This window comes from uncultured Parasphingorhabdus sp., assembly GCF_963677535.2.
Lineage (GTDB): Bacteria > Pseudomonadota > Alphaproteobacteria > Sphingomonadales > Sphingomonadaceae > Parasphingorhabdus.
Map to the genome: position 1 here is coordinate 420,596 of NZ_CAXXUT010000003.1, position 23,074 is coordinate 443,669.

The following is a 23,074-nucleotide window of genomic DNA, read 5'->3' on the forward strand; positions in this document are numbered from 1 at the left end:
GGGAGCAACAGAATGAGCGGGTCATACCGCTTCGTGGAGATAGACGCGCTGCGCGGCTTTGCCGTCATGGGCATATTGGCTATCAATATTGCCGCTTTCGCCCAGCCGGAAATGGCGTTTGTCAATCCGCTGCTGTCGAGCCATGCGTCCAATCTCGACATCGCCGGATGGGCGGCCAATTTCATCCTGTTTGACGGCAAGATGCGGGGTCTGTTCTCACTGCTGTTCGGTGCCAGCAGCGCCATGGTGATCGAGCGCGCCGTCGCCGGCGGCCAGTCGGCGGCGGAAGTTCATTTTTCGCGCATGTTCTGGCTGGCGCTATTCGGTCTGGTGCATTTTTTCCTGCTCTGGATGGGGGACATATTGTTTCTCTACGCAGGGTGCGGCTGCATATTATACCTGTTTCGAAATTGGGACGCGGAGAGGCTCGTCAAATGGGGCGTTATCGCCTATGCCGTCGGAGCGATCCTGCTGATCACCGGCCTGGCTCCCCTGCTGCTGCTGGCACAGGAAGCCGCGCAGGCCAATCCGCCGCAGGACGTGTTGGACCGGATTGCAGAAATCTATACGGAGATGGGGACATCGCCGGCAGAAATCGCCGCGGAAACAGCGCGGATCAGCGGCGGTTTTGCTACGCTGCTGCAATATAAGATTTTCCACCAATGGTCGGTCCCGCTGGAGAATTTGATGCTCGGTCCGATCGAAACGATCCCGCTAATGATGATCGGCATGGGGCTCTATAAAAACGGCTTCATCCTCGGACAGGAAAATCCGGCGACCTACCGCAAGATTGGCGTGGCAATGATGGTTGTCGGCCTGCCGGTTTTCGTCGCGCTCGCGGCCATCGCCCATCACCAGAATTTCAACACCTTGTGGATGCTCAACATCACCCAGGCATGGTCGGCATTGCCGCGGTTGTTGATGATCATTGGCTATGCCGCGCTGCTCATCCATCTCGTCCAGCGGTTCCGGGACAGCCTGTTCGTGCAGCGCGTTGCGGCAACAGGCCGTGCCGCCTTCTCCAACTATCTCGGCACCAGCATTGTCATGACCTTCATTTTCTACGGCTGGGGTCTCGGCTATTTTGAACAGTTCGGCCGGTTCGAACTGCAGCTGTTCGTCGTTGGCGCATGGCTGGTCATGCTGCTCTGGTCGCGGCCCTGGCTATCGCGCTATCGCTACGGCCCGCTGGAATGGCTGTGGCGCAGTCTGGCGCGGCAACGGGCGCAGCCGATGCGCCTGTCATGAAGGATCGCTGACCGCTTCTGCCGGACCCGATTGTTCATCATCGGTGAACCCGCTGGTATAATTGGCGCTTAGCTGTTCGTACAGATTGAACCCGGAGACAAACTCCAGCCGGTCCCCGGCATCGTCCATCAGCCCTAGCGGCCGCCCATCCGGCGTATATGCAAAGTTCAGCAGATGGCCTTTCTGATCCCGGCGATATATCGAGCAAATTACCGGCGAGTCGAGACCGCCCATCATGCTGTGCATCACGATCGCTTCCGTCTCTGCTTCCAGAGAGGCATCGCTTTCCGGATCAAACGGTATCCCGGAATATCGATACACGGTCAGATGATCCGATGCTTTCGCTATGGGATTTTTCATGCAACTGGCTTTGCCGGTCTGTATTTCATCAGCCGCCAGGAAAACAACATGGACCGGACTGATAGCAACAAAGATGCCGCCCTTGGCATCGACCGGACTTACGGCTTTCGGCCCCGCTTGAATATATTCCCAATCGGCAAGAATGTCGGCAGGAATTTTTCCGAAAAGCTCCAGCGACGGCACCTCTCCAAGGGTCAACAGACCGTTATTGGCAATGCCGCCCGGCAAGGACTCTATATGTCCGATCAGGTCTATACCTCTGGTGTTCCAACCTGCTTCCGTTTCTCCGGTCGGCACCAAGGCGGCGCGAAGCTCGCTTTCAACCAATTCCAGAAACTCTTCCAGGTCCTCGGCTATTTCCGATGGCATTATCTGCCAAAATTCGACAACCGGAAACGGTTCCGGAGCGGTCGATTTTCCCGCGTCTTCCCTTTCGACCATTAGCTGCGTCGATTCAGGCACATTGGCAGCATCGACCGACGTTGACGCCAGGGCCAGCGCAACCGGAACAATGAAACTGTATATTCTACGCATCACAAACCTCATGCTCTGGCCATGGGCCGGTTTAACCAATATTTCCTGTTTGGGAAGATTCCATCTATCGTTATTTTGATATTGCGATCTATTCTCATTAGCGATATACGAGTCGCAGAGAGGAACCGAGATGGTTGTTTGCGTCTGTAATGCGATTAAGGAAAAAGACCTGAGAGCCGCCGTGCGCAGCGGAGCGGACAGACCTTCCCAGGTCTACGCCCAGCTCGGCCGCAAGCCGAAATGCGGACAGTGCCTTTCCTTTGCGCAAACCATTATCAAATCCGAAGTTGCGACCGCTTAGCATTCGCGTTAGCAAAGCATTGAAATAATTGCATTTTTTCGGGTAGCCGCCCTTTCGCTTGTTGGCGATATGCTGTATAGACTTCCCCAATTGATCCACTGACAGAAGGGAAGGACTCTGCCATGAAGGGTGATACGAAAGTCATCGAGTTTCTCAACGAAGCGCTAAAAAACGAACTTACTGCAATCAACCAATATTGGCTGCATTATCGCATGCTGGACAATTGGGGCGTGACAAAGCTGGCCGAATTCGAACGGCACGAATCCATCGACGAAATGAAACATGCGGACAAGCTGGCTGAGCGGATTTTCTTCCTCGACGGCCTGCCCAATTTCCAGCTGCTCGGACGGCTCAAGATCGGAGAAACGGTAGAGGAAATTCTCAAGGCCGATCTCGAACTAGAATATGAAGCGCTGCCAATGCTCAAAAATGCGATCGAGCATTGCGAGAGCGTCCGCGACTATGTCAGCCGCGACCTTTTTGCCGAAATTCTGGAAAGCGAGGAAGACCATGTCGATTCGCTCGAACAGCAGTTCGACATGATCGAACGCATGGGTATCAAAAATTATATCCAGCTACAGTCAAAACCGGTCGAATAGGGACGTAACGGGAGCTTCAGCCGAACCGGCGGCCAAAGCCGGTCGGCTGCCGCTGCTGCACCAGCGGGCTGGTTCCCCTGTCCAATATGGCCAGCGTATCCTCGAACATCGGCCGTAGTGCTACCACCAGTTCGATAAGCTCTTCTGGCGTCTCGTGATGTTCAACACAGGCGCGGGCGGTCATTTCGATCGTTTCCGCTGCAATGCTCAATTTCATGCCACCCAGTTGCAGCGCCTCGCCTTTCAGCTTGTGCGCTGCCAGCACCATGGCTGCAGGATCGTTGGCCCGCATCGCTTCTTCGATCTTGTCCACCGACTGGTAGCCATCTTCACGGAAATAGCCCAGAATCCGGACGAAATGCGGCCCCAGAGCCGAGCGGGTGTCCGCCCAGACCTTCCAGTCAATCAGTTCGCTTTCTACTGGTCCCACAGAACGCTCCCGGCGCAATAGCGGAAATACGCTATCCTCCCCGAACATAGGGCAGAACCTGTAAAAACTTAGTTACCAGGCCCAGAAAACTGCCGGTTTTTCTAACAAGCTACGGAGAATTCAATCTTTTTCATGATAAGGGTTTTTGGGTGCGCGAATGATCAGTCGCACCGGGACGCCGCCGAAGCCCAGTTCGCGGCGGATACCGTTGACCAGGTAGCGGCGATAGCTCTCCGGCAAATCGTCGACCCGCGTTCCGAAAATGACGAATGAAGGCGGCCGCGTCTTGGCCTGGGTGATATAGCGCAATTTGATCCGCTTCCCGCCGGGTGCCGGGGGCGGGTTTTCGCTAATCGCATCCTCGAACCAGCGGTTCAGCTTACCGGTCGAAACCCGCTGCGACCAGATCCGTCGTGCCTTGAACGCAGCCTTCATCAACTGGTCGATACCCTTGCCGGTAAAGGCCGACACGGCAATCAGCGGCACGTCGCGGACTTGCGCAAGGCCGTCATCAAGCGCCGCCCGGATGCCGTTGAACAATTTGCTCGGCCCTTCGGCAACATCCCATTTGTTGATGCCGATTACCAGACAGCGGCCTTCCTGGATTGCATGGTCGGCGATCCGCAGATCCTGTGCTTCCAGTCCCTTGGTCGCATCGAGCAAAAGCACCACCACTTCGGCAAAGTCGACCGCATGGCGGGCATCGGCCACGGCCAGCTTTTCCAGCTTGTCATTGACCTTGGCCTTTTTGCGCATTCCGGCGGTGTCAATCAGTCTGACCTGCCGGTCCGGCTCTATACCATCCAGCTTCTCTTCCTCGGTCAGGGCATCATCATGCCAGACCCAGTCGACGGTGATGCTGTCGCGGGTGATCCCGGCTTCCGGCCCGGTAATCATCCGGTCTTCATCCAGCATCTTGTTGATCAGCGTCGACTTGCCCGCGTTCGGGCGGCCAACGATCGCCAGTTTCAGCGGAGCCGACTCGTCGGTTGGTTCTTCCGCGGCAGCCGCCCTGAAATTCTCGACATAGGGCTGGATAGCCTGGAACAGGTCGGCGATACCGTCTCCATGCTCGGCGCTGAACGGGATCGGATCACCGAAACCGAGAGAATAGCTTTCCAATATGCCGGCTTCCGCCGCTTTGCCCTCGGCCTTGTTAACCAGCAGGACAACCGGAGTTTTCGCGCTTCTCAGCCAGCGGGCGATTTCCTCGTCGAGTGGGGTCAGGCCCGCCCGGCCATCGATCACGAATATCGCCAGTTCCGCCCCGGCTACCGCCAGTTCGGTTTGCTTGCGCATCCGGCCAGGCAGGCTTTTCGGATCCTCATCCTCATAGCCCGCGGTGTCGATGATATTAAATTCGAGCCCCAGCAGATTGGCCGCCCCTTCGCGACGATCGCGCGTCACCCCGGGCGTGTCGTCGACGAGCGCCAGCTTCTTGCCAACCAGACGGTTGAACAGGGTTGATTTGCCGACATTCGGTCGACCGATAATAGCGATATTGGGCAGCATGGAGCCGGTCCCTATCCTTTGGTTCTGATCCTCAGCGGAACGCGGAAATCCGGCCGCTGTCGTCGAGAATATATAGCATGCCACCCGCGGCAACCGGCGGCAGCGAAACGCCGTCGTTCAGCTCAAACAGCGTCTGGCTCGATCCCTCACCCGGCGAAATCGACACGATTTCGCCTTCGGTGCTGGCTACGATCAGTCGGTTGCCAGCCAATATCGGCCCCGTCCAGTTGATCGGGTTCTTCTTCTTTTTCTCGTTCCGGAATGCGGCGAGCTGGCTGATCCAGCGAACCTTGCCATTCGGCCGTGCGATGCACAGCAGTTTTGCATCGTCGGTCAAGACGAATACCCACTCGCCCGCGACAACGGGTGTGGCGATACCGGCAATGTTCAGTTCCCAGATACGCTGGCCGGTGACCAGCTCATAGGCAGCCATACGGCCGCCCTGTCCCAGCGCGAAGACCCGTCCGCGATCGATCACCGGATCGGCATCAATATCGGACAAGGTTGCCACCGAGGTCGAGATGCTCGTGCGCGCCAGTGCGTCATTCCAGAGGTTGCGACCATTTTCGTATCGATAGGCGGTCAGCTCGCCGGAAGAATAGCCGGCGACGACCGTGCCCTGTCCGGCGGCAGGAGCGGCGACACCGAAAATTCCGGCCAGTCCGACCGTACCGGCTTCGTTCCACTGCACCGAACCGTCTGCCATGCTGAGCGCGTAAATCTGGTTGTCCTGGGTCATTACATAGACATTGCCATTTGAGATCGTCGGCGAGCCGCGCAGCGGTCCAGCCGGCCGGACTTTCCATATCTGGCTGCCATCAGCCGCATTGAGCGCGACGACATCGCCGACGCCGTTGGTTGCGTAGACGACCTCACCCAAGACGCTCGCACCACCGCCGAAACGCGAATTGGAGCCGTCGCCCTTGACCTCGATCTGCGATGACCAGATTTTTGCACCGGTTGCAGCGTCGAAGGCATGCACCATGGCTTCCGTGTCGATTGCGAACAGCCGTCCGCCGGATATCACCGGCGCCGCTGCCAGCCGTTCCCGCTTGGTGGTGCCGCTGATATTGGCGGTCCAAACCCGTTCCAGACTGCCCGGCAAGGCGATATGACCAATCGACTTGCTTGCGTTTCCGCCCGACTGCGCCCATTCGCTATTGGCCACAGGAGCCGGCAGGATCACGGCAATCGAGGCCAGTGCGGGATCGACTTCCGCGCCGCTTTCACCGCTCAATATCGGCGTGCGCTTGCCCAGCGTCGGCGTGTTCTTCTTGTCATCGCCATCGCCGCCGCCCAAAATGCTGCAGCCGGACAGCAGTGACAGAGTCAGCAGGCTGGCGATCAGTGTCTTACCGGAAATCATTCCTTGGATTCTCCCTCGGTCGCAACCACAGTTGGCGGTGCAACTTCATTATCATCGCCGCCCGGTTCGACAGCGTCAATGCCCTCGACGCCGGCCATCTGCAATGCGCGCGACCGGATCGTCGCCGGAACGCTCTCGTCTTTTGCCAGCTGGGCGAAAAGCGGCCCCGCCAGATCCGACTTGTTCAAATTCAGATAAGAAATCGCCACCATTTCGCCGGCGCTCCCGAACCAGGGGTTGCCCGGCACCGCAAGCGGCTTCAGCCGGTCGATCACCTGCTGCGGCTTGAGCGTATCGAATTCAGCGGTCGTCTGGCGGATCAAGGCAAGATCGCGAAACGGCTTTGGCAGGCTGTCGTCGGCAGCAACCTTGGCATAGCCGGCGATTGCTGTTTTCGGATCATCTTTCTCCAGCGCGATGCTTGCCCGAAGGATTTGCGCTGCGGCCCGATAGCCGCTTTGTTCGGCCTCCGTCAGGGGCTCAAGCGCGGTTGCGGCGCCGTCCAGATTATTCTGGCGGATGCTGTCGATGGCCGCGACATATTCCTCGCTGCGCAGACCGGCATCTTCATTCTGGCTATTCTGCCAGAAGATCCAGCCAGCCAGTGCGCCCAGAGCGAGAACGATAGCTGCGAAAATCCAGATCCCGTAGCGCGTCACGATGGTTTTCAGCTGGTCCTCGCGCACCGCCTCATCGACTTCCCGCAGAAATACCTGTTCTTGCTGGTCCGGCTTCTCTTCCGGGGCTTTATCTTTGTCTTTGGCCAAGCTGGCTTCCTCAATTCTGTTTCGCATGTCCTGTTCGCCGGTCAGGCAAAGACATTATGCAATCGGCTGTCCTTTAGCGTCCGCGATAGCAAATGTAAAAGTCTATTGACCATTTCCACAGGCTGAACAACGGATCGGCGGAATAGAAGAAATATCGCTATTTTTTCGGTTGATAGAGCTGGTCGGGGCCCGGAAACGCGCGTTCCCGGACCTCTCCGGCATATTGCTCGGCGGCCTGGTCAATCTGTTCGGCAATATTATGATAGCGTTTCACAAAGCGGGCCGTGCGGTCGAACATGCCGAGCATGTCCTCGGTCACCAGCACCTGGCCGTCGCATTGCGCGGACGCGCCGATACCGATGGTGATCGCATTGACCGCCCTCGTCGCCTCGATCGCGATCGGTTCGAGCACGCCCTCCAGCACAATTGCGAAGGCACCCGCCTTGTCGAGCGCCACCGCATCGCCGACGATCTTCTTCGCCTCGGCATCGCTGCGCCCGCGCGCTGCATAGCCACCGAGCACGTTGATCGCCTGCGGCGTCAGACCGACATGGCCAACCACCGGAATACCGCGCTGGACAAGGAATGCGACGGTTTCGGCCATCACTTCCCCGCCTTCAAGCTTGACCGCAGCCGCACCGGTTTCCTTCAATATCCGCGCCGCGCTTTCATAGGCCTGTTCCGGCGAGGCTTCATAGGAACCGAAAGGCATGTCGACGATGACGACGCTATGATAGCTGCCGCGAACCACCGCCGCGCCATGGTTGCACATCATCTCCAGCGTGACCGGAATGGTTGAATCAAGGCCGTAAATCACCTGCGCCAGCGAATCGCCGACCAGCAGCATATCGCAATGCGCATCGAGCAATTGCGCTGTGCGCGCGGTATAGGCGGTCAGCATCACCACCGGCTCCGCCGTCACCCCGTCAACCTTGCGGCCCTGGATTTTCGGCACGGACAGGCGCCGCATCGGCTGGGGCCGGGGATTGGCGCGACTGGTGGACGTATCGAGTTTGAAGGTCGTGGACATGGCTATCCTCAGCAGAACGTTATCGGACTGGCCTCAATAAGCGACGATGGAGGATATGGCCAGCTTCGCGGTTATTGCCTTACAGCTGTCACCGCCTGAGCCGGATTGTCGCTGAAAAGTCCATCCACGCCGGCGGCGACAAATGCACGTATTTCGCCCGCCAGATCGCCCGGCTCGCGCGGATCGATGCCGCTCTTCAGATCGGTCGGCAGAAAATAATTTTCACGGCGGAAGGTCCACGGGTGAACCACAAGACCGGCCTCGTGCGCGGCCGCGACCAGGCCGGTCGGTTCGCCCAGCTGACCGATGGCATTGCGGCCGATCACCATATCCTTGGACGGTCCGACCCCGTCAGCATAGGCGGCAATGGCGGCCAGACCGGACGGGGATACCATGGACGCATAGGTTTGCCCGGCGATGTCGGGTGGCCCGCCCTCCCCGGCCACCAGTTGCACCAGCCGGACTTCGGTATTTCTGGCCAGCGCCTTAAGGTTGCCGACTTCGAACGACTGGATGAAGACCGGATCATCCGCGCCATCAAAGCCATATTGCTTGAGCAACCGGAGCATCGGTGCCTCGTGGTTCAGCCCCAGTGTTGCAAAATAGCTCGGATGCTTGGTCTCCGGGTAGACGCCAATCCGCCTGCCCGTCTTGACCGCATGCGTTTCGAGCAGTTGCAACACCTCTTCAAAAGTCGGGATCTCGTACTGGCCATCATATGGCATGTTGCCCGCCCGCAGGTCGGGCAACCGTTCTCTGGCCCGCAATGTCTTCAGCTCGGCGAGGGTGAAATCCTCTGTGAACCAGCCGGAAAATTCTTGGCCATCGATAATTTTCGTGACTTTGCGACCGGCAAATTCCGGCCGGTCGGCAACATCAGTGGTGCCGCCGATTTCATTCTCGTGCCGGGCCACCAAAATGCCGTCTTTGGTCAACACCAGATCGGGTTCGATAAAATCTGCCCCCTGTTCGATCGCCAGCCGATAGGCCGCCAGCGTATGTTCGGGGCGCTCCCCGCTGGCGCCGCGATGGGCGATGATGATCGGAGGCTCTCCGGTAAGCGTTGTCATGGTCATGCCGGTTTTTCCTGCCTGTTCCGCCTGCGCGCCGCATCCGGCCAGCGCCAGCGCCCACAGGATCGGCAGGACAATGCGCCCGATCCTCATCACCCGATCTCTACGTCTTTCCAGAAGGCAACCCGTCCCTTGATTTCTGCGGCCGCTTCCTTTGGCGCCGGATAATACCAGGCCGCATCCTCGTTGATTTCGCCCTCGACGATCAGGCTATGATAGGCTGCATCACCCTTCCAGGGACAATGGCTGGTCGTATCGCTATGCATCAGATATTTTGACCAGACCGCATCGCGCGGGAAATAATGATTGCCCTCTACCACGACCGTGTCGTCGCTGTCGGCGATCACCGTGCCGTTCCATTTTGCCTGAACCATTTGCTTGTCCTTTTCCTGATACCAAAAGCTGCGGCAACCAGTGTCAACGGTATCCAAATCCAGATAGCTTCGGAATATAACACTTTAATGCCACGGCCACTGATAAAATCGGAAATCCCGATCGGCGATACGGCAATCGGGGTAAACGGAGCGAAATGGCGTATCTCGTCGAATGGCCAGAACACAGCCACGCCCAGACCGCCATTGGTGAGCATATCCAGCGCACCGTGCGAGGCCATCGAGACAAATAGAAAAGCCGCCGCCACGCCATATCGCTGTGGCCGCAGCAAGGCCGTGGCGAACAGTGCTGCAGCGGCGGCAAAGAGCAGACTATGGGTCGCGCCGCGATGTCCCCAACTGTCGCCATATGCGATGCCAAGCCGGAAGCCGATCACATCGGCGTCGGGGAGCATCGCGAATATCAATCCGGTTGCGATCACCGGCAGGGCAAGCCGACCCCGTCCCAAGATCAACGCGCCCGCAAGCGGCACCGCAGCATGGGATATGATCGTCGGCATCAGCTGTTGCGCGCTGTCAGACCCGCTGCTTCATAATCCGACGCCTTGAAACCGACCACCAGTTCGTCGCCATGTTCCAGCACCGGGCGTTTGATCATGCTGGGGTTTTCCGCCATCACCATCACCGCCGTATCATCGCCAATATTTTCCTTCACCATGTCGGGCAGTTTGCGGAAAGTGGTACCGCGCTTGTTGACCAGCGCCTCCCAGCCGACCTGCATCACCCACATTTCCAGCTTTTCCTTGCTGATTCCCGACTTTTTATAGTCGTGGAAGACATAGTTGATGCCGTTTTTCTCCATCCAGTTGCGCGCCTTCTTGATCGTGTCGCAATTGGAAATGCCGTACATTTTGGTTTCGTTGCTCATGGGCCTGATCCTGTTTTTGCTGCACGTCGCCCCAGAGACACAGGTCAGCGACCGGACAATGGTCGCTTTTCGGGCTCCGGGCCGTGCAAATTCGCTTCCGGAACTGAATTAGCCAGAAATGTTCGTCGCGCAAGGCCCAATCGGGACTGCGTTGTTCCAGTTGCCGCGCGGTCCTGTCGGCAGTCTTTGCATCCGTCAGGCCGGTACGGTTGCAGATCCGGTATCGCAATCGGCCCGCAGCGGACAGGATGGACAATCCGGTCGTTTCGGCCGGCAGATGGTCTGGGCAAGGCGCTTGCCGAGCAGATGGTGCTCGTCCAGATCCTCCGCCGACCATTCCGGCGGCATCAGCGGCATCAGTTCGTCATAAGCGCGTCTGGTATCGGCCCTGGCCGGTACCAGACCCATGCGCTGCACCACGCGCCGATGGCCGGAATCGAGCACCAGCGCTTTGCGATTGAAATGGCTGGTATTCATGATCCCGGCGCTGATCTTGCGCGCAATCCCGGGCAGAGTCTCCAGCCAATCCATCGCGTCCGCCGTCTCCATGGATCCGAGATGCTCCAGGCTGGCCTTGCCGCACCGCGCGATAATGTCGTTGAGGCAGGCCTTGAGCCGCTCTGCCGCCATCCCCGGAAAAGTGGCGGTCTGCAAATGGTTCCGCAATTGCCCGACAGGCGCCTCGGCAACGCGCTCCCACGACCCGTATTCGGCGATCAACCGATCGGTATTGGCGTTGGACACCGCGGTTTTCGCGCGCGCGCCGATCACGCCCTGTACCAGAACCCACATGGGATCGCGGCGCATATCGTCGACCGGCATCACCCGGCCGAACCGCTTGATCAGACTGCCGTGCATCCTGCCCAGAATTTCCATGCGATGATCAGGGCCGAGGTCGAGTTGCATCAGCGGAATATGGCCGAGCCGCCGGTCGGTAGCAAGGCTATCAGCCCCCCCCCCCTGAAGCCGGTCGGTCAGTCAATGCGTCGGCCAATGGTCACAACCGGCTGCGCATCAAGGCGAAGCGCCTTGAAGAAGCCGGTCGCCGCCTCATCGATCAGATATCGACAATGATCTTGCCGAAATGCTGTCCCGATTCCTGATGGCGGAACGCATCGCCCAGGTCGGCGAGCGGAAAATGCTTGTCGAGCACCGGTTTCAGGCCATTGGCTTCAATGGCCGCGATCATGTCCTGTTGCTGCGCCCGGCTGCCCACGGTCAGACCCTGCACGCGCAGATTCTTGCCCATCAACAGGCCGGTCTGCACCGGCCCGGCAAAGCCGGTGAGCACGCCGATCAGGGCGATATGGCCGCCGATCCGGGTTGCCATCATCGACTGGTCGAGCGTGCCCGGCCCGCCGATCTCGACGACGCAGTCGACACCCTTGCCACCGGTCAGCTCGAGCACCTTCGGCCCCCAGGCCTCGATTTCCTTATAGTTGATCAGATGGTCGGCACCGAGTTCCTGCAACCGCTCCAGCTTGGCGTCGGAAGAGGATGTCGCGATCACCGTCGCACCGGCCGCCTTGGCAAATTGCAGCGCGAAGATGGAAACGCCGCCGGTGCCCTGTACCAGCACCGTGTCACCCGGCTTGACCGTGCCATCGACAAACAGGGCGCGCCAGGCGGTCAGGCCGGCGCAGGTCAGGGTCGCGCTCTCGGCGGCGCTATAGCCTGCGGGCGCGTGGGTCCACGAAGTCGTCGCGCCAATCGCCTGTTCGACCGCATAGCCGTCGATCCCGTCGCCCGGCACACGCTTGAACCCGCCTTCGGGCGGCGCACCGTCGATCCAGTCGGGGAAGAAGGTCGAAACCACCAGATCCCCCACTTTGAACTCGCTGACACCCTCGCCCACGGCGGTGACTTCACCAGCGCCGTCGGACATCGGGATCCGCTTCTCGGCGGTTGGGATCATTCCCGTGACCACGGCATAATCATGAAAATTGAGGCTGGAAGCGCGCAGCCGCACCGCGATTTCGCCGGGTCCGGGCGCCGCCGGTTCCGGCAGATCGACCAGCTTGAGATTGTCGAGCGAGGCGGGGGCGTGCAGTTGGATGGCTTTCATGGGGTTGTGCCTTACCAGAGGGTTTTGACCGGATAATGGTGAATATTCTTGTCGGCGGTGACCAGTGTCAGGCCCAGCACAATCGCATGAGCTATCAGCATCCGGTCAACCGGGTCACGATGAATATCGGGCAATTCGGTCGCAATTTCCCATAGGCCGGCTGGAAAATCGAGTAGGTGAAACCCCAGTTTTCGCTGAAATCTGGAAAGCGGAACGCTGGCCGGAAAACGGCCCCGCCCCAGCAGATCACTATATTCGTAGGCCGTCACGGCGCTGACGAACAGCCGATTGTCGACATTTGGTAATTCAGCAAGAAAGTTGTGGCTCAAGCGCGGGTCGTCATCTCCGATCCACGCCAGCACATGGGTGTCAATCAGCAGATCCAAATTTCCTCCGGAACCGCTCCTCGGGATCGCCCCGGTCGGCTTTCAGTGCTTCAAGACTAAGATCAAAGCCCTTAAACTCTTCCTTGAACGCCCCGACCGCCTGCACCCGCCGCCGCGCAATTTCTTCGCGCTCCGCCCGGTTGGCTATTTCAATCGGCACCAGCTTCAGCTTCGGCACGCCCGCTTTTTGCAGGATCACCTCTTCCCCGCGCAGCGCCGCTGCGACAAGTTCCGAAAGCCGGGTCTTGGCTTCGCCGATATTGACATGGATGGTCATTGCTTGGCCAATATAGCTTGACCAAGAAGATTGGTCAAGATTGGGGCAGCAACATTGAAACTTGCTTGATGAACAATTGATCATCATCCAGATACTATTGCATTTAGATATTTTCCTATTTAGGAAAGTATCTATGGAAAATGCTTTCAAAGCCTTGGCCTCCAATCCAAGACGCCGAATTCTGAATCATCTGGCTGGCGGACCAATGACGGTGGGGGAAATCGCAGAAAAATTCGACATGGCTATGCCATCAATATCAAAACATCTCTCAGTCCTCCATTCTGCAGGACTAATCCATCAGCAAAAAAGGGGGCAGCATGTTATTTACAGCGTTGCAGCTGACCGATTGACCAATCATTTATATGGTTTTTTGACCCCGTTTTGCCCTGAGGCTCGCAAATTGAGTGCAGAGCGAAAGAAAAATCGAAGCATCACCGGAGAGCCATCATGAACATAGCTGACGGTGCGGCCTCCGGTGCTTATAAGGTCAATTCCCTGAGTGGTTTGGAAAAGGCCAATGCCGTTGATGGCGAGTTGGTATGGGATCCCGTCCGTTCTATCTGGAACACATCGATCTTGGCTACCGCCTTAATTTTCGGGCCGCTTACCTTCTCATGGAGCGCTTTAGCAGTTTTTATTTTGTTGTCGGGCATTACACTTTGCGTCGGTCACTCGGTTGGCTTTCATAGAAGGCTAATTCATCAAAGCTTTGAATGCCCGAAATGGTTAGAGCGTTTCATGATTTGGGTCGGCGTACTCGTGGGCATGGGCGGCCCTATTTGGACGATAGGACTGCATGATCTGCGTGATTGGGCTCAGCGGCAGCCGGATTGCCACTGGTTTTTACGTCACGGCAAGCCAGTGCTTGCCGATGGCTTCTATTATCTCAACTTCCGTCTGAAATTGAAAAATCCGCCAAACTTTGATCCTGGGCCGGGAATTAGCGATGATCCTTTTTATCTGTTTCTACAAAAAACATGGATGGCGCACCAAATCCCGCTCGCTTTGGCCCTCTATGCGCTCGGCGGTTGGCCATGGGTGGTTTGGGGTATCTTTGTTCGGGTAGCGGCGTGTGTTACCATGCATTGGTATATCGCTCATGTTGCGCATACTAATGGACCGCAAGACTGGTCCGTCGATGATGCAGCAATTCAGGGATATAATGCCCGCTGGCTGGCCATCCCTACTGTCGGGGAGAGCTGGCACAGTAATCACCATGCTTTCCCTGCCTCAGCACGACATGGCCTGTATAAGGGCCAGATTGATCTTGGTTATAATTTCATCCAGCTTTTAGCATTTTGGGGCTTGGCCAGAAATATCAAACTGCCGGAAAACCTACCGCCCAGAGAAGGCGTGACGGCTGAAAGCGATCGTGCCAGAGACGCGGCTACGAGCCTTGGACTTGGTACAAGCCATGCGACTCCTCACGTCGCCGAATAAATCGGGCGTGCATCCCCCGGATGCACGCTGTGTCCGATTTATTCCCACTCGATCGTCCCCGGCGGCTTGCTCGTATAATCATAGACCACCCGGTTGATCCCCTTCACCTCGTTGACGATCCGCGTCGATACGCGGGTCAGGAAGCTGGCGTCGAAGGGGTAGACGTCGGCGGTCATGCCGTCGGTGCTGGTAACCGCGCGCAGGCCGCAGACGCTGTCATAGGTGCGGCTGTCGCCCATCACGCCGACGGTTTTCACCGGCAGCAGTACAGCAAAGGCCTGCCAGATCGCGTCATAGAGACCGGCGTTGCGGATTTCCTCAAGATAGATGGCGTCGGCCTTGCGCAATATGTCGCAGCGTTCCTTGGTCACTTCGCCGGGAATACGGATGGCCAGTCCGGGTCCGGGAAACGGATGGCGGCCAACGAAAATTTCCGGCAGCCCCAGTTCACGGCCGAGATCGCGAACTTCGTCCTTGAACAATTCGCGCAGCGGCTCGACCAGCTTCATGTTCATGCGTTCCGGCAAGCCGCCGACATTATGGTGTGACTTGATCGTCACGCTTGGCCCGCCGGTGAAGGAGACGCTCTCGATCACATCGGGATAGAGCGTGCCCTGGGCGAGGAAATCGGCGCCGCCGACCGCTTTCGCCTCTTCGTCAAACACGTCGATGAAGGTCGCGCCGATAAACTTGCGTTTCTTTTCCGGGTCAGTGACACCGGCCAGACCGGAGAGGAACATCTCCTCCACGTCGCGGTGGACCAAAGGCATTTTATAATGTTCACGGAACAGGCTGACCACCTGATCCGCCTCGCCCATCCGCATCAGGCCGTGATCGACAAAGACGCAGGTCAGCTGGTCGCCGATCGCCTCGTGGATCAGCACCGCTGCCACCGCGCTGTCAACGCCGCCGGACAGACCGCAGATGACTTTCTTGTCGCCAACCTGCTCCTGGATTTCCTTGATCTTGGCCGCCTTGAATTCGGCCATCGTCCAGTCGCCAGCGCAGCCGCAGACATGGCGGACGAAATTGGCGATCATCTTGCCGCCATCGGGCGTGTGCACGACCTCGGGGTGGAACTGGGTGCCATAATAGCGCCGCTCGTCATCGGCAATCAGGGCGAAGGGCGCGCCTTCGGTGGTCGCGACGATCCGGAATCCCGGTGCAAATTCGGTAACCTTGTCGCCGTGGCTCATCCAGACCTGGTGCTTCTCGCCGACCTTCCACAGACCATCGAACAACACGCATTCTTCGCTGATCTCGATGAAGGCACGTCCGAACTCGCCGCCAAACTGGCCACCATCGCCGGATTCCACCTGGCCGCCCAGCTGGTGGGTCATCACCTGCTGGCCGTAGCAGATGCCGAGGACCGGCAAGCCGCTTTCGAAAATCACATCCGGCGCCCGCGGGCTGCCTTCCTCGGGCACACCGGCCGGCGATCCGGAGAGGATGATCCCCTTCGGTTTCAGCCGGTGAAAGGCCTCTTCCGCGCTGTTGAACGGAGCAATCTCCGAATAGACCCCCGCCTCGCGCACCCGGCGGGCAATAAGCTGCGTGACCTGAGAGCCGAAATCGACGATCAGGATGGTTTCTTCATGGGCTATGGACATAGCTTAGGCGCTTAGTGGGCCACCTCTTTTGAGTCCAGTGCCTTTGTCGTCTACGGCGGCAAAATACGCCCTGGCTCAGGCGCTGGCAAATGTGCCGATAAAAACCGCCAGGATCACGCCAATGGCGGTTGCGACACCAGCCATGTGCTGGTCTTCCTTATAGGCCTTGGGGAAAACTTCGGTCGCCAGCGAGGCCACCACCGCACCGGCGGCAAAACAGCGGGTCGCGGCCAGCACGTGCGGCGAGACGCCTTCGAGTGCAAAATTTCCGACGATCGCGGCGGCCGACAGGATCAGTGCGGTCAGCGCCCAGAGCCCCAGCGTCTTGCCCTTTGACAACCCATTGCCGACCATCTGCTTGGCACCACCCGCTGCTTCGGGAAGATTGGAGAGCAGTATCGATCCGGCCAGCGCCGCCACTTCAATCGGCGCCGCCCCGATCAGCGCCACCCCGAGCGCCAGATTTTCCGGCACGCCGTCCAGCGTGATCGCGGCCAGCAAACCGCCGCCGCCTTCCGCGCCCCATTTTTCGTCGATCCAGTAATCGACAACGGAAAAGACCATGGCCCCGGCTGCCACCGCGCCCAGCCCGACCCACAGGTTGCTTTGCGCGACCGCTGGCTGGATCAGTTCGCTGACCAGCGAGACGATCAGCGCGCCCCCGGCAAGCGCTATGACAAAGCCCTCGGTTTTGCGCGACAATTTGCCGTAGATACCCCAGAGCGCCCCGGCGATCAGCGCCGCCGACACCACCGCCACGACAAGAAAAGTCATCAACATGTCGGGATAACGCTCCTCATCAAACTAGGTTGCCCGAGCCCGTAGTAACGAGCAGTGCCCCTGCGCAGGCAGGGGACCATCTCCGGAATTCCCGTCGCCAGAGACAGGTTATTTTCAGCGCTCCGGCCCCGGCATTGCGCGAACTAAAAAGCATTCCGTCCAAGCGCACCATCGGATAGTCCCGGGGTTCATCCTATCCCTCGGCCATATCCCGCAATTCCGTCTTCAATATCTTGCCGATATGACTGCGTGGCAGTTCGTCGATCAGGCGCAGTTCGGAAAGCCGCTGGGTTTTGCCGAGATTGGCGTTGGTCGCCGCCTTCAGCGCTTCCGGATCAAGCGTCACACCGGCGTCCGCCACGACGAAGCCGACCGGCGTCTCGCCCCATTGCCGCGAAGCGACGCCGATCACGGCGGCATCGGCGACACCCGGTTGCGCTATCAAAGCCTCCTCCAGATCGCGGGGATAGATATTGAAGCCGCCGGAAATGATCATATCCTTGGTCCGGCCCATCAATGTGATGAAGCCGTCCTCGTCAACCTTGCCGATATCGCCCATCCGCTGCCAGCGGTCGCCATTTTCGTCATACCAGCTGGCTTCCTCGGTCTTCTCCGGCTGGTTCTTGTAGCCCGACATCATCGTCTGCGACCGGCCGACCAGCTCGCCCATTTCGCCCGCGGGCAGCCGGTTGAGCTCCTCGTCCACCGTAATCACCTCGCTGCCGCCCCAGGCGATGCCGACCGTGTGCAGCTTGTCCGGATGCTCGTGGCACAGCAACAGGCAGACCACGCCGCCCTCGGTCATCGAATAAATCTCGATCAGCCCGCCCGGCATGCGTTTGAGCACTTCCGCCTTCAGCTCCGCCGAGAAGGGCGCGCTGGTGCAATATTTATGGGTCAGGCTGCCGAGATCAAAATCGTCAAAGCCTGCAAAATCCATCAGCCGCTGATATTGCACGGGCACCAGCATCGTATGGCTCGCGCGGTGTTCTTGCGCGAGTTCCAGCCAGCGCTGGCAATCGAACTTGCCCATCAGCACCACCGTCCCGCCATAGGCGATCGTCGGAGTGAACAGCGCCAGCGTGGTGTTCGAATAGAGCGGCGTCGACAGCAAGGTGACCTGACCGGGCTTGCCATATCCGGTCGCCTCGCCCACCGCGGCATGATACCAGCGCATCTGGCGGCTGTGGACAATGCCCTTGGGCGTGCCCGTGGTGCCACTGGAATAGATGATATTATAGGGATCGCTCGGGCCAACGCCCGGATCAGCTGGGACCGCGCCGTCGTCCGCCATCCAGTCGAACATCATCGGCGCGTCGTCAACCGCACCATCCATCATGACATGTTTGAGCGGCGGCAGCTCTTCCCCGCTCTCCAGCAGCTCGGCGCGCTTGGCGCTATCTATAAACAAATGCATCGCGCCGCTGTCGCGCATCATGTTCGCCAGCTGCGTCGGCGTCGCCGAAGTCGTTAGCGGCGCCGCACAACCACCCGCAACAATCGCGCCGAGATAGGCCAGCGCATAGCGCACCGTGGTGGTCCCCAGAATCGCAACCGCCTGCCCCTTTTGCAGCCCGTCCGCCTGCAACTGCGCCGCAATCCGGTTAACCTGAGCCGCGGTCTCCGCCCAGCTGAACTTCTCCCCGCTGTCATCCAGCGCGATCCGGTCGGGCTGGTTGAGCGCATGGGCGTTGATCAGATCAGCGAGATGGCCAAAGGGCTGCTCGAGATAGCGGGCGGGGTCTATATGTTTCATCAAGCGATTAATTCCGCATATCGGTTTGAGATGCAATGGCTTTCCGCGCGGCTTGTTCTTTTGAACAGGTAGGGAAGATTTTCACGCGAAGACGTGAAGGCGCTAAGGGTGATAATTATTGACGATGCGGCGTAGACCCAGCTTGAAGGTTGTCGCTGCAAATTCCAAAATCTGGGCAGATCATCGTCATTGCGAGGAGCGCAGCGACGCGGCAATCCAGAGCGTCTCACCCCAATCACTAGCGCCTGCCGCCCTGGATTGCCACGCTGCGCTCGCAATGACGTCCTTGGCGCAGATGTGCAAAGCCCTGGCCTGAAATACCCCGGTCACCTACCTCTTCGCGCCTTAGCGGCTTCGCGTGATAAAACTAGCCCGCCACCAGCTTCACAAAGGTGCTCTCGACCCAGCCGCTTTTGCACGGCCCGTCATAATCACGTTTCGAGCGCACCGGAGAGGACACGCCGCAATCGCCGGGTCCCTTGGCGGTAACCGGTGTCGCGCTGTTTTCTGCAGCGCCTTCGACGTCGTCAACAACGCCGTCATCATAGACAATGCCAAACCATTGCTGGTCGATGCTGCGAGTGCATATCCACAGTTGCTGACCTTCCCCGATTTCCGCTTTCTGCTTCGCTGCATCAAACGGGGCAATCCGGACCGGAAGCGTGCCGCCGCGCAGACCCTGCACCCGTCCTACCGCCTGGCAGGCATCAAAACGCGGCCCGCCTTCACCGATGCGCACCGGCTTTTCAGCCGGATCCGACCCCTGGCGCGCCTCGCGGCCCGTCGGATTAACGAGATCGGTCTGCGCTTCGGACAGGTCATCCTCCACCCGGGTAGTCTCGGAACAGGCAAGCGTCGCCAGCGACAGTGCAGAAATAGTCAGGATTTTTCGGATCATGACAGAAGGTCTAGCGCAAAAGCAGGGTCCTTGGGAAGCTGCGAATATTTGCGGCGGCGGGGCCGAGGCTATTCGACTCCCATCCTGCCGTTCGCCCTGAGCCTGTCGAAGGACGCCGGAGAACGCAAAGATGCTTCGCCGCGCTCGGCCCGAACGGATTGAACCTCACAGCACGATCTGCGTCTGCGTGACCACGGCCACGAGCGTTCCGTCTTCCAGCGTGATCTTCGTCTGCCAGACCGACTGGCGGCGGCCAATCTTGAACGGCGTCGCCACACCATAGACGGTGGAGCCCTCGGGGGCCGCACTCAGGAAATTGGTCTTGCTTTCCGATGTGGTGGTGCCGTTCGAACCGTCTGGCAGATTGGCAAAGCCGCCGAACGCGCCCAGCACATCGGCGAAGGTCATCACCGCGCCGCCGTGAATGCTAGGGCTGCCCCGCCCGTTCCCCGCGGTACAGATTTCCGGCCGCACCAGCATTTCGCCGCGCACGACATCCTTGCCCATCTCGGTAATTGTAATCCCCATGGTTTTGGCAAAGGGCACCATATCGGCAGGATTGGTCATGATCGGGGTCCTTTTTACTCGTTTTCGGCGTAAAAGCGGGAAGAATTGTATTGTTTTGCACAAAGGCGCAGCGGGAGAAAGGGCTTTTGACCGCCGCCGTGGAAGACTTCCCTCGGCGGCTGCTTTCGCCCCCTATCCATTTTGATAATCATCACCTCGAGCCATTATTCTCCCTCCAATCTCAAACCCTTATAAACCATTGAATCAAGGGGATTTTAATATCCCGAAATCCTACATTTCCCTTGGGTTTGCCGGCTCCAGCGGCTATGGTTGCGCTATGAGTGACATTAGCAAGAACGAAACAGCGGAAGATGCTTCCAACTCTTCCAATCAGAACGAATATGGCGCTGATTCCATCAAGGTTCTCAAGGGCCTGGACGCGGTGCGCAAACGGCCAGGCATGTATATCGGTGACACCGATGATGGCAGCGGCCTCCATCATATGGTGTTCGAGGTATCGGATAACGCGATCGACGAAGCTCTCGCCGGCCATTGCGACCTGATCCTGATCACGCTCAACGCCGACGGCAGCGTCTCGGTCGAGGACAATGGTCGCGGCATTCCGACCGGCATGCACAGCGAGGAAGGCGTCTCGGCGGCCGAGGTCATCATGACCCAGCTTCACGCCGGCGGCAAGTTCGAGAACACTTCCGACGATAATGCCTATAAGGTCTCCGGCGGCCTGCACGGCGTCGGTGTGTCGGTAGTCAACGCCCTGTCCGAATGGCTGGAACTCGATATTTGGCGCGACGGCAAGGCGCATAATATGCGCTTCGAATTTGGCGATGCGGTACGGCCGCTGGAAGTGACCGGCGATGCACCACCCGCCGACAATGAAACGGGCGTCAAAAAGGGTACGAAAGTCACATTTTTCCCGTCCCCCGCGACCTTCAAGATCACCGAATTCGATTTCGAGAAACTGGAGCACCGCTATCGCGAACTCGCGTTCCTGAACAGCGGCGTGCATATCATTTTGCGCGATGAACGGCACGAGGAAGCGAAGGAAATCGACCTCTATTATGAAGGTGGTATCGCGGCTTTTGTGCAATTTCTCGATCGCAACAAGACTGCGCTGGTGCCCGAGCCGATCGCCATTCACGGTGACCGCGACGATGTCATCATCGACGTCGCGCTGGAGTGGAACGACAGCTATTATGAAAATGTCCTCTGCTTCACCAACAACATCCCGCAGCGCGACGGCGGCACCCATCTGGCAGCCTTCCGTTCGGCGCTGACCCGGACGCTTAACAATTATGCCGAAAGCTCGGGCGCACTCAAGAAAGAGAAGGTCAAGCTGACCGGCGATGATATGCGCGAAGGCCTGTCGGCAATCGTATCGGTCAAACTGCCCGATCCGAAATTCAGCTCGCAGACCAAGGACAAGCTGGTCTCCTCTGAAGTACGCCAGCCGCTGGAAAGCCTGATGGCCGACAAGCTCGCCGAATGGCTCGAGGAAAATCCGCAGAACGCCGCAATGGTGATCCAGAAGGTGATTGATGCCGCTGCCGCCCGCGAAGCCGCGAAAAAAGCGCGCGAACTGACACGCCGCAAGGGCGCGATGGATATCGCCTCGCTACCCGGAAAACTCGCCGATTGCCGCGAAAAAGACGCAAGCAAATGCGAACTTTTCTTAGTGGAAGGGGACTCCGCAGGCGGTTCTGCCAAACAGGGCCGTGACAGCATGTATCAGGCGATCCTGCCGCTGAAGGGCAAGATCCTCAATGTCGAGCGCGCGCGGTTCGACCGGATGTTGTCCTCCAAGGAAGTCGGCACGCTGATCCAGGCGATGGGCACCGGCATTGGCCGCGAGGATTTCAATCTCGAAAAGCTGCGCTATCACAAGATCGTCATCATGACCGACGCGGACGTCGACGGCGCGCATATCCGCACCTTGCTGCTGACCTTTTTCTATCGCCAGATGCCCGAGATCATTTTGAATGGCCATCTCTATATCGCCCAGCCTCCGTTATACAAAGTCGGCAAGGGCAAGAGCGAGGTCTATCTGAAAGACGACAATGCGCTCGACCAGTATCTGGTCGAAGCCGGACTGAACGGTATGGTTCTGCAGACCGGCGAAGGCGCACGCAGCGGAGAAGACCTGCGCGGCCTGATCGAACATGCCCGCAGAATGCGAAGCCTGATGACCTATGTGCCGCGGCGCTATGACAGCACGATTGTCGAGGGAATGGCACTCACCGGCGCTCTCAACCCCGATCACGGACGAACGGAACGGCAGGCTGCGGTCGACGCGACTGCGGCATGGATGGACAAGGTGGACGAGGAAGGCCGCTGGTCCGGTGAGGTCTCCGAAGAAGGCGGCTATTTGTTCCAGCGATTCTGGCGCGGCGTCACCGACCATCATATCATCGAAGCCAAATTCCTCGAAAGTGCCGAAGCGCGCAAGCTGCACCTGCTCGCCTCGGAAGAGAGCGTAACATATGGCAGCGGCAGCCGACTGGTCAAATCCAGCCCGGGTGATGCGGATAATGGCGAGGATGGCGACATCGGTTCCGAAGGAACGCTGATCACGCGCCCCTCCGAACTGCTCGATACGGTCATGGCCGCAGGCCGCAAAGGGCTGTCAATTTCCCGCTACAAGGGTCTGGGCGAAATGAATGCCGAGCAACTCTGGGAAACGACACTCGATCCGGAAGTCCGCTCCCTGTTGCAGGTGACCGTGGAACAGGCTGATGTCACCGATGATATTTTCACCAAGCTGATGGGCGAGGTGGTCGAACCGCGGCGCGAATTTATCGTCGACAATGCGCTGAATGTCGCCAATCTCGATATTTAGCCTCAGTTGCCCTTAGGCCTT

General features: G+C 58.7%; 25 protein-coding genes. 6 read left to right on the forward strand and 19 right to left on the reverse strand.

Annotated features, from left to right (window positions below; genetic code table 11):
* Positions 1–12 precede the first annotated feature (12 nt).
* The gene (locus ACHZCJ_RS08910; RefSeq protein WP_321325738.1) at positions 13–1,248 is read left to right on the forward strand and encodes a DUF418 domain-containing protein; all 1,236 of its coding nucleotides are present in this window, start codon (positions 13–15) and stop codon (positions 1,246–1,248) included.
* Here ACHZCJ_RS08910 and ACHZCJ_RS08915 read toward each other — a convergent pair.
* Entirely contained in the window at positions 1,243–2,142 is a 900-nt protein-coding gene (locus ACHZCJ_RS08915) for a hypothetical protein (RefSeq protein WP_321325740.1), read from the reverse strand. The genes ACHZCJ_RS08910 and ACHZCJ_RS08915 overlap by 6 nt on opposite strands.
* A 130-nt stretch (positions 2,143–2,272) precedes the next feature.
* Between ACHZCJ_RS08915 and ACHZCJ_RS08920 the strand changes: the two genes are divergently transcribed.
* Positions 2,273–2,443, forward strand: a complete 171-nt coding sequence (locus tag ACHZCJ_RS08920) for a bacterioferritin-associated ferredoxin (RefSeq protein ID WP_159647652.1) — start codon at positions 2,273–2,275, stop codon at positions 2,441–2,443.
* A 122-nt stretch (positions 2,444–2,565) separates the two neighbouring features.
* A complete protein-coding gene (gene bfr, locus ACHZCJ_RS08925; RefSeq protein WP_321325743.1) occupies positions 2,566–3,042 on the forward strand; it encodes a bacterioferritin in 477 nt (158 codons plus the stop codon).
* 16 nt (positions 3,043–3,058) lie between these two features.
* Here bfr and ACHZCJ_RS08930 read toward each other — a convergent pair whose 3' ends face one another.
* The 13 genes from ACHZCJ_RS08930 to ACHZCJ_RS08990 form a co-directional block, all read right to left on the reverse strand.
* A complete protein-coding gene (locus ACHZCJ_RS08930; protein WP_159647651.1) occupies positions 3,059–3,472 on the reverse strand; it encodes an Hpt domain-containing protein in 414 nt (137 codons plus the stop codon).
* A gap of 120 nt (positions 3,473–3,592) precedes the next feature.
* On the reverse strand, positions 3,593–4,984 hold the full coding sequence (der, locus tag ACHZCJ_RS08935) for a ribosome biogenesis GTPase Der (RefSeq protein ID WP_321325747.1): 1,392 nt from the start codon (positions 4,982–4,984) through the stop codon (positions 3,593–3,595).
* 31 nt (positions 4,985–5,015) lie between these two features.
* Positions 5,016–6,350: a PQQ-binding-like beta-propeller repeat protein gene (locus ACHZCJ_RS08940; RefSeq protein ID WP_159647649.1), complete on the reverse strand. Its 1,335-nt coding sequence runs from the start codon at positions 6,348–6,350 to the stop codon at positions 5,016–5,018.
* On the reverse strand, positions 6,347–7,117 hold the full coding sequence (locus tag ACHZCJ_RS08945) for a tetratricopeptide repeat protein (protein WP_321325750.1): 771 nt from the start codon (positions 7,115–7,117) through the stop codon (positions 6,347–6,349). Before ACHZCJ_RS08945 ends, ACHZCJ_RS08940 begins: the two co-directional genes overlap by 4 nt.
* Positions 7,118–7,274: 157 nt before the next feature.
* Positions 7,275–8,147 (reverse strand): 3-methyl-2-oxobutanoate hydroxymethyltransferase, encoded by an 873-nt coding sequence (gene panB, locus ACHZCJ_RS08950; RefSeq protein WP_321325751.1) that lies wholly within the window; start codon positions 8,145–8,147, stop codon positions 7,275–7,277.
* Positions 8,148–8,218: 71 nt separating this feature from the next.
* On the reverse strand, positions 8,219–9,223 hold the full coding sequence (locus tag ACHZCJ_RS08955; protein ID WP_394700166.1) for a glycerophosphodiester phosphodiesterase: 1,005 nt from the start codon (positions 9,221–9,223) through the stop codon (positions 8,219–8,221).
* 89 nt (positions 9,224–9,312) lie between these two features.
* Complete coding sequence (locus tag ACHZCJ_RS08960; RefSeq protein ID WP_159647645.1) at positions 9,313–9,594, reverse strand: DUF427 domain-containing protein; 282 nt, start codon at positions 9,592–9,594, stop codon at positions 9,313–9,315.
* Positions 9,564–10,112, reverse strand: a complete 549-nt coding sequence (locus tag ACHZCJ_RS08965) for a metal-dependent hydrolase (protein ID WP_321325754.1) — start codon at positions 10,110–10,112, stop codon at positions 9,564–9,566. The genes ACHZCJ_RS08960 and ACHZCJ_RS08965 overlap by 31 nt, the downstream gene beginning before the upstream one ends.
* Positions 10,112–10,480, reverse strand: coding sequence for an ArsC family reductase (locus ACHZCJ_RS08970; RefSeq protein ID WP_089133301.1), 369 nt, complete (start codon positions 10,478–10,480; stop codon positions 10,112–10,114). The genes ACHZCJ_RS08965 and ACHZCJ_RS08970 overlap by 1 nt, the downstream gene beginning before the upstream one ends.
* 195 nt (positions 10,481–10,675) lie before the next feature.
* Entirely contained in the window at positions 10,676–11,386 is a 711-nt protein-coding gene (nth, locus tag ACHZCJ_RS08975; RefSeq protein ID WP_321325758.1) for an endonuclease III, read from the reverse strand.
* A gap of 151 nt (positions 11,387–11,537) precedes the next feature.
* On the reverse strand, positions 11,538–12,545 hold the full coding sequence (locus ACHZCJ_RS08980) for an NAD(P)-dependent alcohol dehydrogenase (protein WP_321325760.1): 1,008 nt from the start codon (positions 12,543–12,545) through the stop codon (positions 11,538–11,540).
* An 11-nt stretch (positions 12,546–12,556) separates the two neighbouring features.
* Positions 12,557–12,931, reverse strand: a complete 375-nt coding sequence (locus ACHZCJ_RS08985) for a type II toxin-antitoxin system VapC family toxin (RefSeq protein ID WP_321325762.1) — start codon at positions 12,929–12,931, stop codon at positions 12,557–12,559.
* Positions 12,915–13,208, reverse strand: coding sequence for a type II toxin-antitoxin system Phd/YefM family antitoxin (locus tag ACHZCJ_RS08990; protein ID WP_159647640.1), 294 nt, complete (start codon positions 13,206–13,208; stop codon positions 12,915–12,917). Before ACHZCJ_RS08990 ends, ACHZCJ_RS08985 begins: the two co-directional genes overlap by 17 nt.
* A gap of 61 nt (positions 13,209–13,269) precedes the next feature.
* Between ACHZCJ_RS08990 and ACHZCJ_RS08995 the strand changes: the two genes are divergently transcribed.
* Together ACHZCJ_RS08995 and ACHZCJ_RS09000 are read left to right on the forward strand one after the other, a co-directional pair.
* A complete protein-coding gene (locus ACHZCJ_RS08995) occupies positions 13,270–13,659 on the forward strand; it encodes a metalloregulator ArsR/SmtB family transcription factor (protein ID WP_321325765.1) in 390 nt (129 codons plus the stop codon).
* Entirely contained in the window at positions 13,656–14,648 is a 993-nt protein-coding gene (locus ACHZCJ_RS09000; protein ID WP_321325767.1) for an acyl-CoA desaturase, read from the forward strand. The genes ACHZCJ_RS08995 and ACHZCJ_RS09000 overlap by 4 nt, the downstream gene beginning before the upstream one ends.
* Before the next feature lie 38 nt (positions 14,649–14,686).
* Here ACHZCJ_RS09000 and guaA read toward each other — a convergent pair whose 3' ends face one another.
* From guaA to ACHZCJ_RS09025, 5 genes are all read right to left on the reverse strand, one after another.
* Entirely contained in the window at positions 14,687–16,258 is a 1,572-nt protein-coding gene (guaA, locus tag ACHZCJ_RS09005) for a glutamine-hydrolyzing GMP synthase (RefSeq protein WP_321325769.1), read from the reverse strand.
* A 75-nt stretch (positions 16,259–16,333) separates the two neighbouring features.
* Complete coding sequence (locus ACHZCJ_RS09010; protein WP_321325770.1) at positions 16,334–17,038, reverse strand: zinc transporter; 705 nt, start codon at positions 17,036–17,038, stop codon at positions 16,334–16,336.
* Between the two features lie 193 nt (positions 17,039–17,231).
* Complete coding sequence (locus tag ACHZCJ_RS09015) at positions 17,232–18,794, reverse strand: class I adenylate-forming enzyme family protein (RefSeq protein ID WP_321325772.1); 1,563 nt, start codon at positions 18,792–18,794, stop codon at positions 17,232–17,234.
* Positions 18,795–19,161: 367 nt separating this feature from the next.
* Positions 19,162–19,692, reverse strand: a complete 531-nt coding sequence (locus tag ACHZCJ_RS09020; protein WP_321325774.1) for a hypothetical protein — start codon at positions 19,690–19,692, stop codon at positions 19,162–19,164.
* 165 nt (positions 19,693–19,857) lie between these two features.
* The gene (locus ACHZCJ_RS09025) at positions 19,858–20,259 is read right to left on the reverse strand and encodes a PaaI family thioesterase (protein WP_321325775.1); all 402 of its coding nucleotides are present in this window, start codon (positions 20,257–20,259) and stop codon (positions 19,858–19,860) included.
* Positions 20,260–20,536: 277 nt separating this feature from the next.
* Between ACHZCJ_RS09025 and gyrB the strand changes: the two genes are divergently transcribed.
* Complete coding sequence (gyrB, locus tag ACHZCJ_RS09030) at positions 20,537–23,053, forward strand: DNA topoisomerase (ATP-hydrolyzing) subunit B (protein WP_321325777.1); 2,517 nt, start codon at positions 20,537–20,539, stop codon at positions 23,051–23,053.
* Positions 23,054–23,074: the final 21 nt, after the last annotated feature.

Coding starts and splice junctions, on each gene's coding strand:
- ACHZCJ_RS08955 (WP_394700166.1), bottom strand. CDS start 9,223: ATGACCATGACAACGCTTACCGGAGAGCCTCCGATCATCATCGCCCAT.
- nth (WP_321325758.1), bottom strand. CDS start 11,386: ATGCAACTCGACCTCGGCCCTGATCATCGCATGGAAATTCTGGGCAGG.
- ACHZCJ_RS08980 (WP_321325760.1), bottom strand. CDS start 12,545: ATGAAAGCCATCCAACTGCACGCCCCCGCCTCGCTCGACAATCTCAAG.
- ACHZCJ_RS09010 (WP_321325770.1), bottom strand. CDS start 17,038: ATGTTGATGACTTTTCTTGTCGTGGCGGTGGTGTCGGCGGCGCTGATC.
- guaA (WP_321325769.1), bottom strand. CDS start 16,258: ATGTCCATAGCCCATGAAGAAACCATCCTGATCGTCGATTTCGGCTCT.
- ACHZCJ_RS09000 (WP_321325767.1), top strand. CDS start 13,656: ATGAACATAGCTGACGGTGCGGCCTCCGGTGCTTATAAGGTCAATTCC.
- ACHZCJ_RS08990 (WP_159647640.1), bottom strand. CDS start 13,208: ATGACCATCCATGTCAATATCGGCGAAGCCAAGACCCGGCTTTCGGAA.
- ACHZCJ_RS09015 (WP_321325772.1), bottom strand. CDS start 18,794: ATGAAACATATAGACCCCGCCCGCTATCTCGAGCAGCCCTTTGGCCAT.
- ACHZCJ_RS08965 (WP_321325754.1), bottom strand. CDS start 10,112: ATGCCGACGATCATATCCCATGCTGCGGTGCCGCTTGCGGGCGCGTTG.
- ACHZCJ_RS09020 (WP_321325774.1), bottom strand. CDS start 19,692: ATGATCCGAAAAATCCTGACTATTTCTGCACTGTCGCTGGCGACGCTT.
- ACHZCJ_RS08915 (WP_321325740.1), bottom strand. CDS start 2,142: ATGCGTAGAATATACAGTTTCATTGTTCCGGTTGCGCTGGCCCTGGCG.
- ACHZCJ_RS09025 (WP_321325775.1), bottom strand. CDS start 20,259: ATGACCAATCCTGCCGATATGGTGCCCTTTGCCAAAACCATGGGGATT.
- gyrB (WP_321325777.1), top strand. CDS start 20,537: ATGAGTGACATTAGCAAGAACGAAACAGCGGAAGATGCTTCCAACTCT.
- ACHZCJ_RS08910 (WP_321325738.1), top strand. CDS start 13: ATGAGCGGGTCATACCGCTTCGTGGAGATAGACGCGCTGCGCGGCTTT.
- ACHZCJ_RS08960 (WP_159647645.1), bottom strand. CDS start 9,594: ATGGTTCAGGCAAAATGGAACGGCACGGTGATCGCCGACAGCGACGAC.
- der (WP_321325747.1), bottom strand. CDS start 4,984: ATGCTGCCCAATATCGCTATTATCGGTCGACCGAATGTCGGCAAATCA.
- ACHZCJ_RS08940 (WP_159647649.1), bottom strand. CDS start 6,350: ATGATTTCCGGTAAGACACTGATCGCCAGCCTGCTGACTCTGTCACTG.
- panB (WP_321325751.1), bottom strand. CDS start 8,147: ATGTCCACGACCTTCAAACTCGATACGTCCACCAGTCGCGCCAATCCC.
- ACHZCJ_RS08970 (WP_089133301.1), bottom strand. CDS start 10,480: ATGAGCAACGAAACCAAAATGTACGGCATTTCCAATTGCGACACGATC.
- bfr (WP_321325743.1), top strand. CDS start 2,566: ATGAAGGGTGATACGAAAGTCATCGAGTTTCTCAACGAAGCGCTAAAA.
- ACHZCJ_RS08920 (WP_159647652.1), top strand. CDS start 2,273: ATGGTTGTTTGCGTCTGTAATGCGATTAAGGAAAAAGACCTGAGAGCC.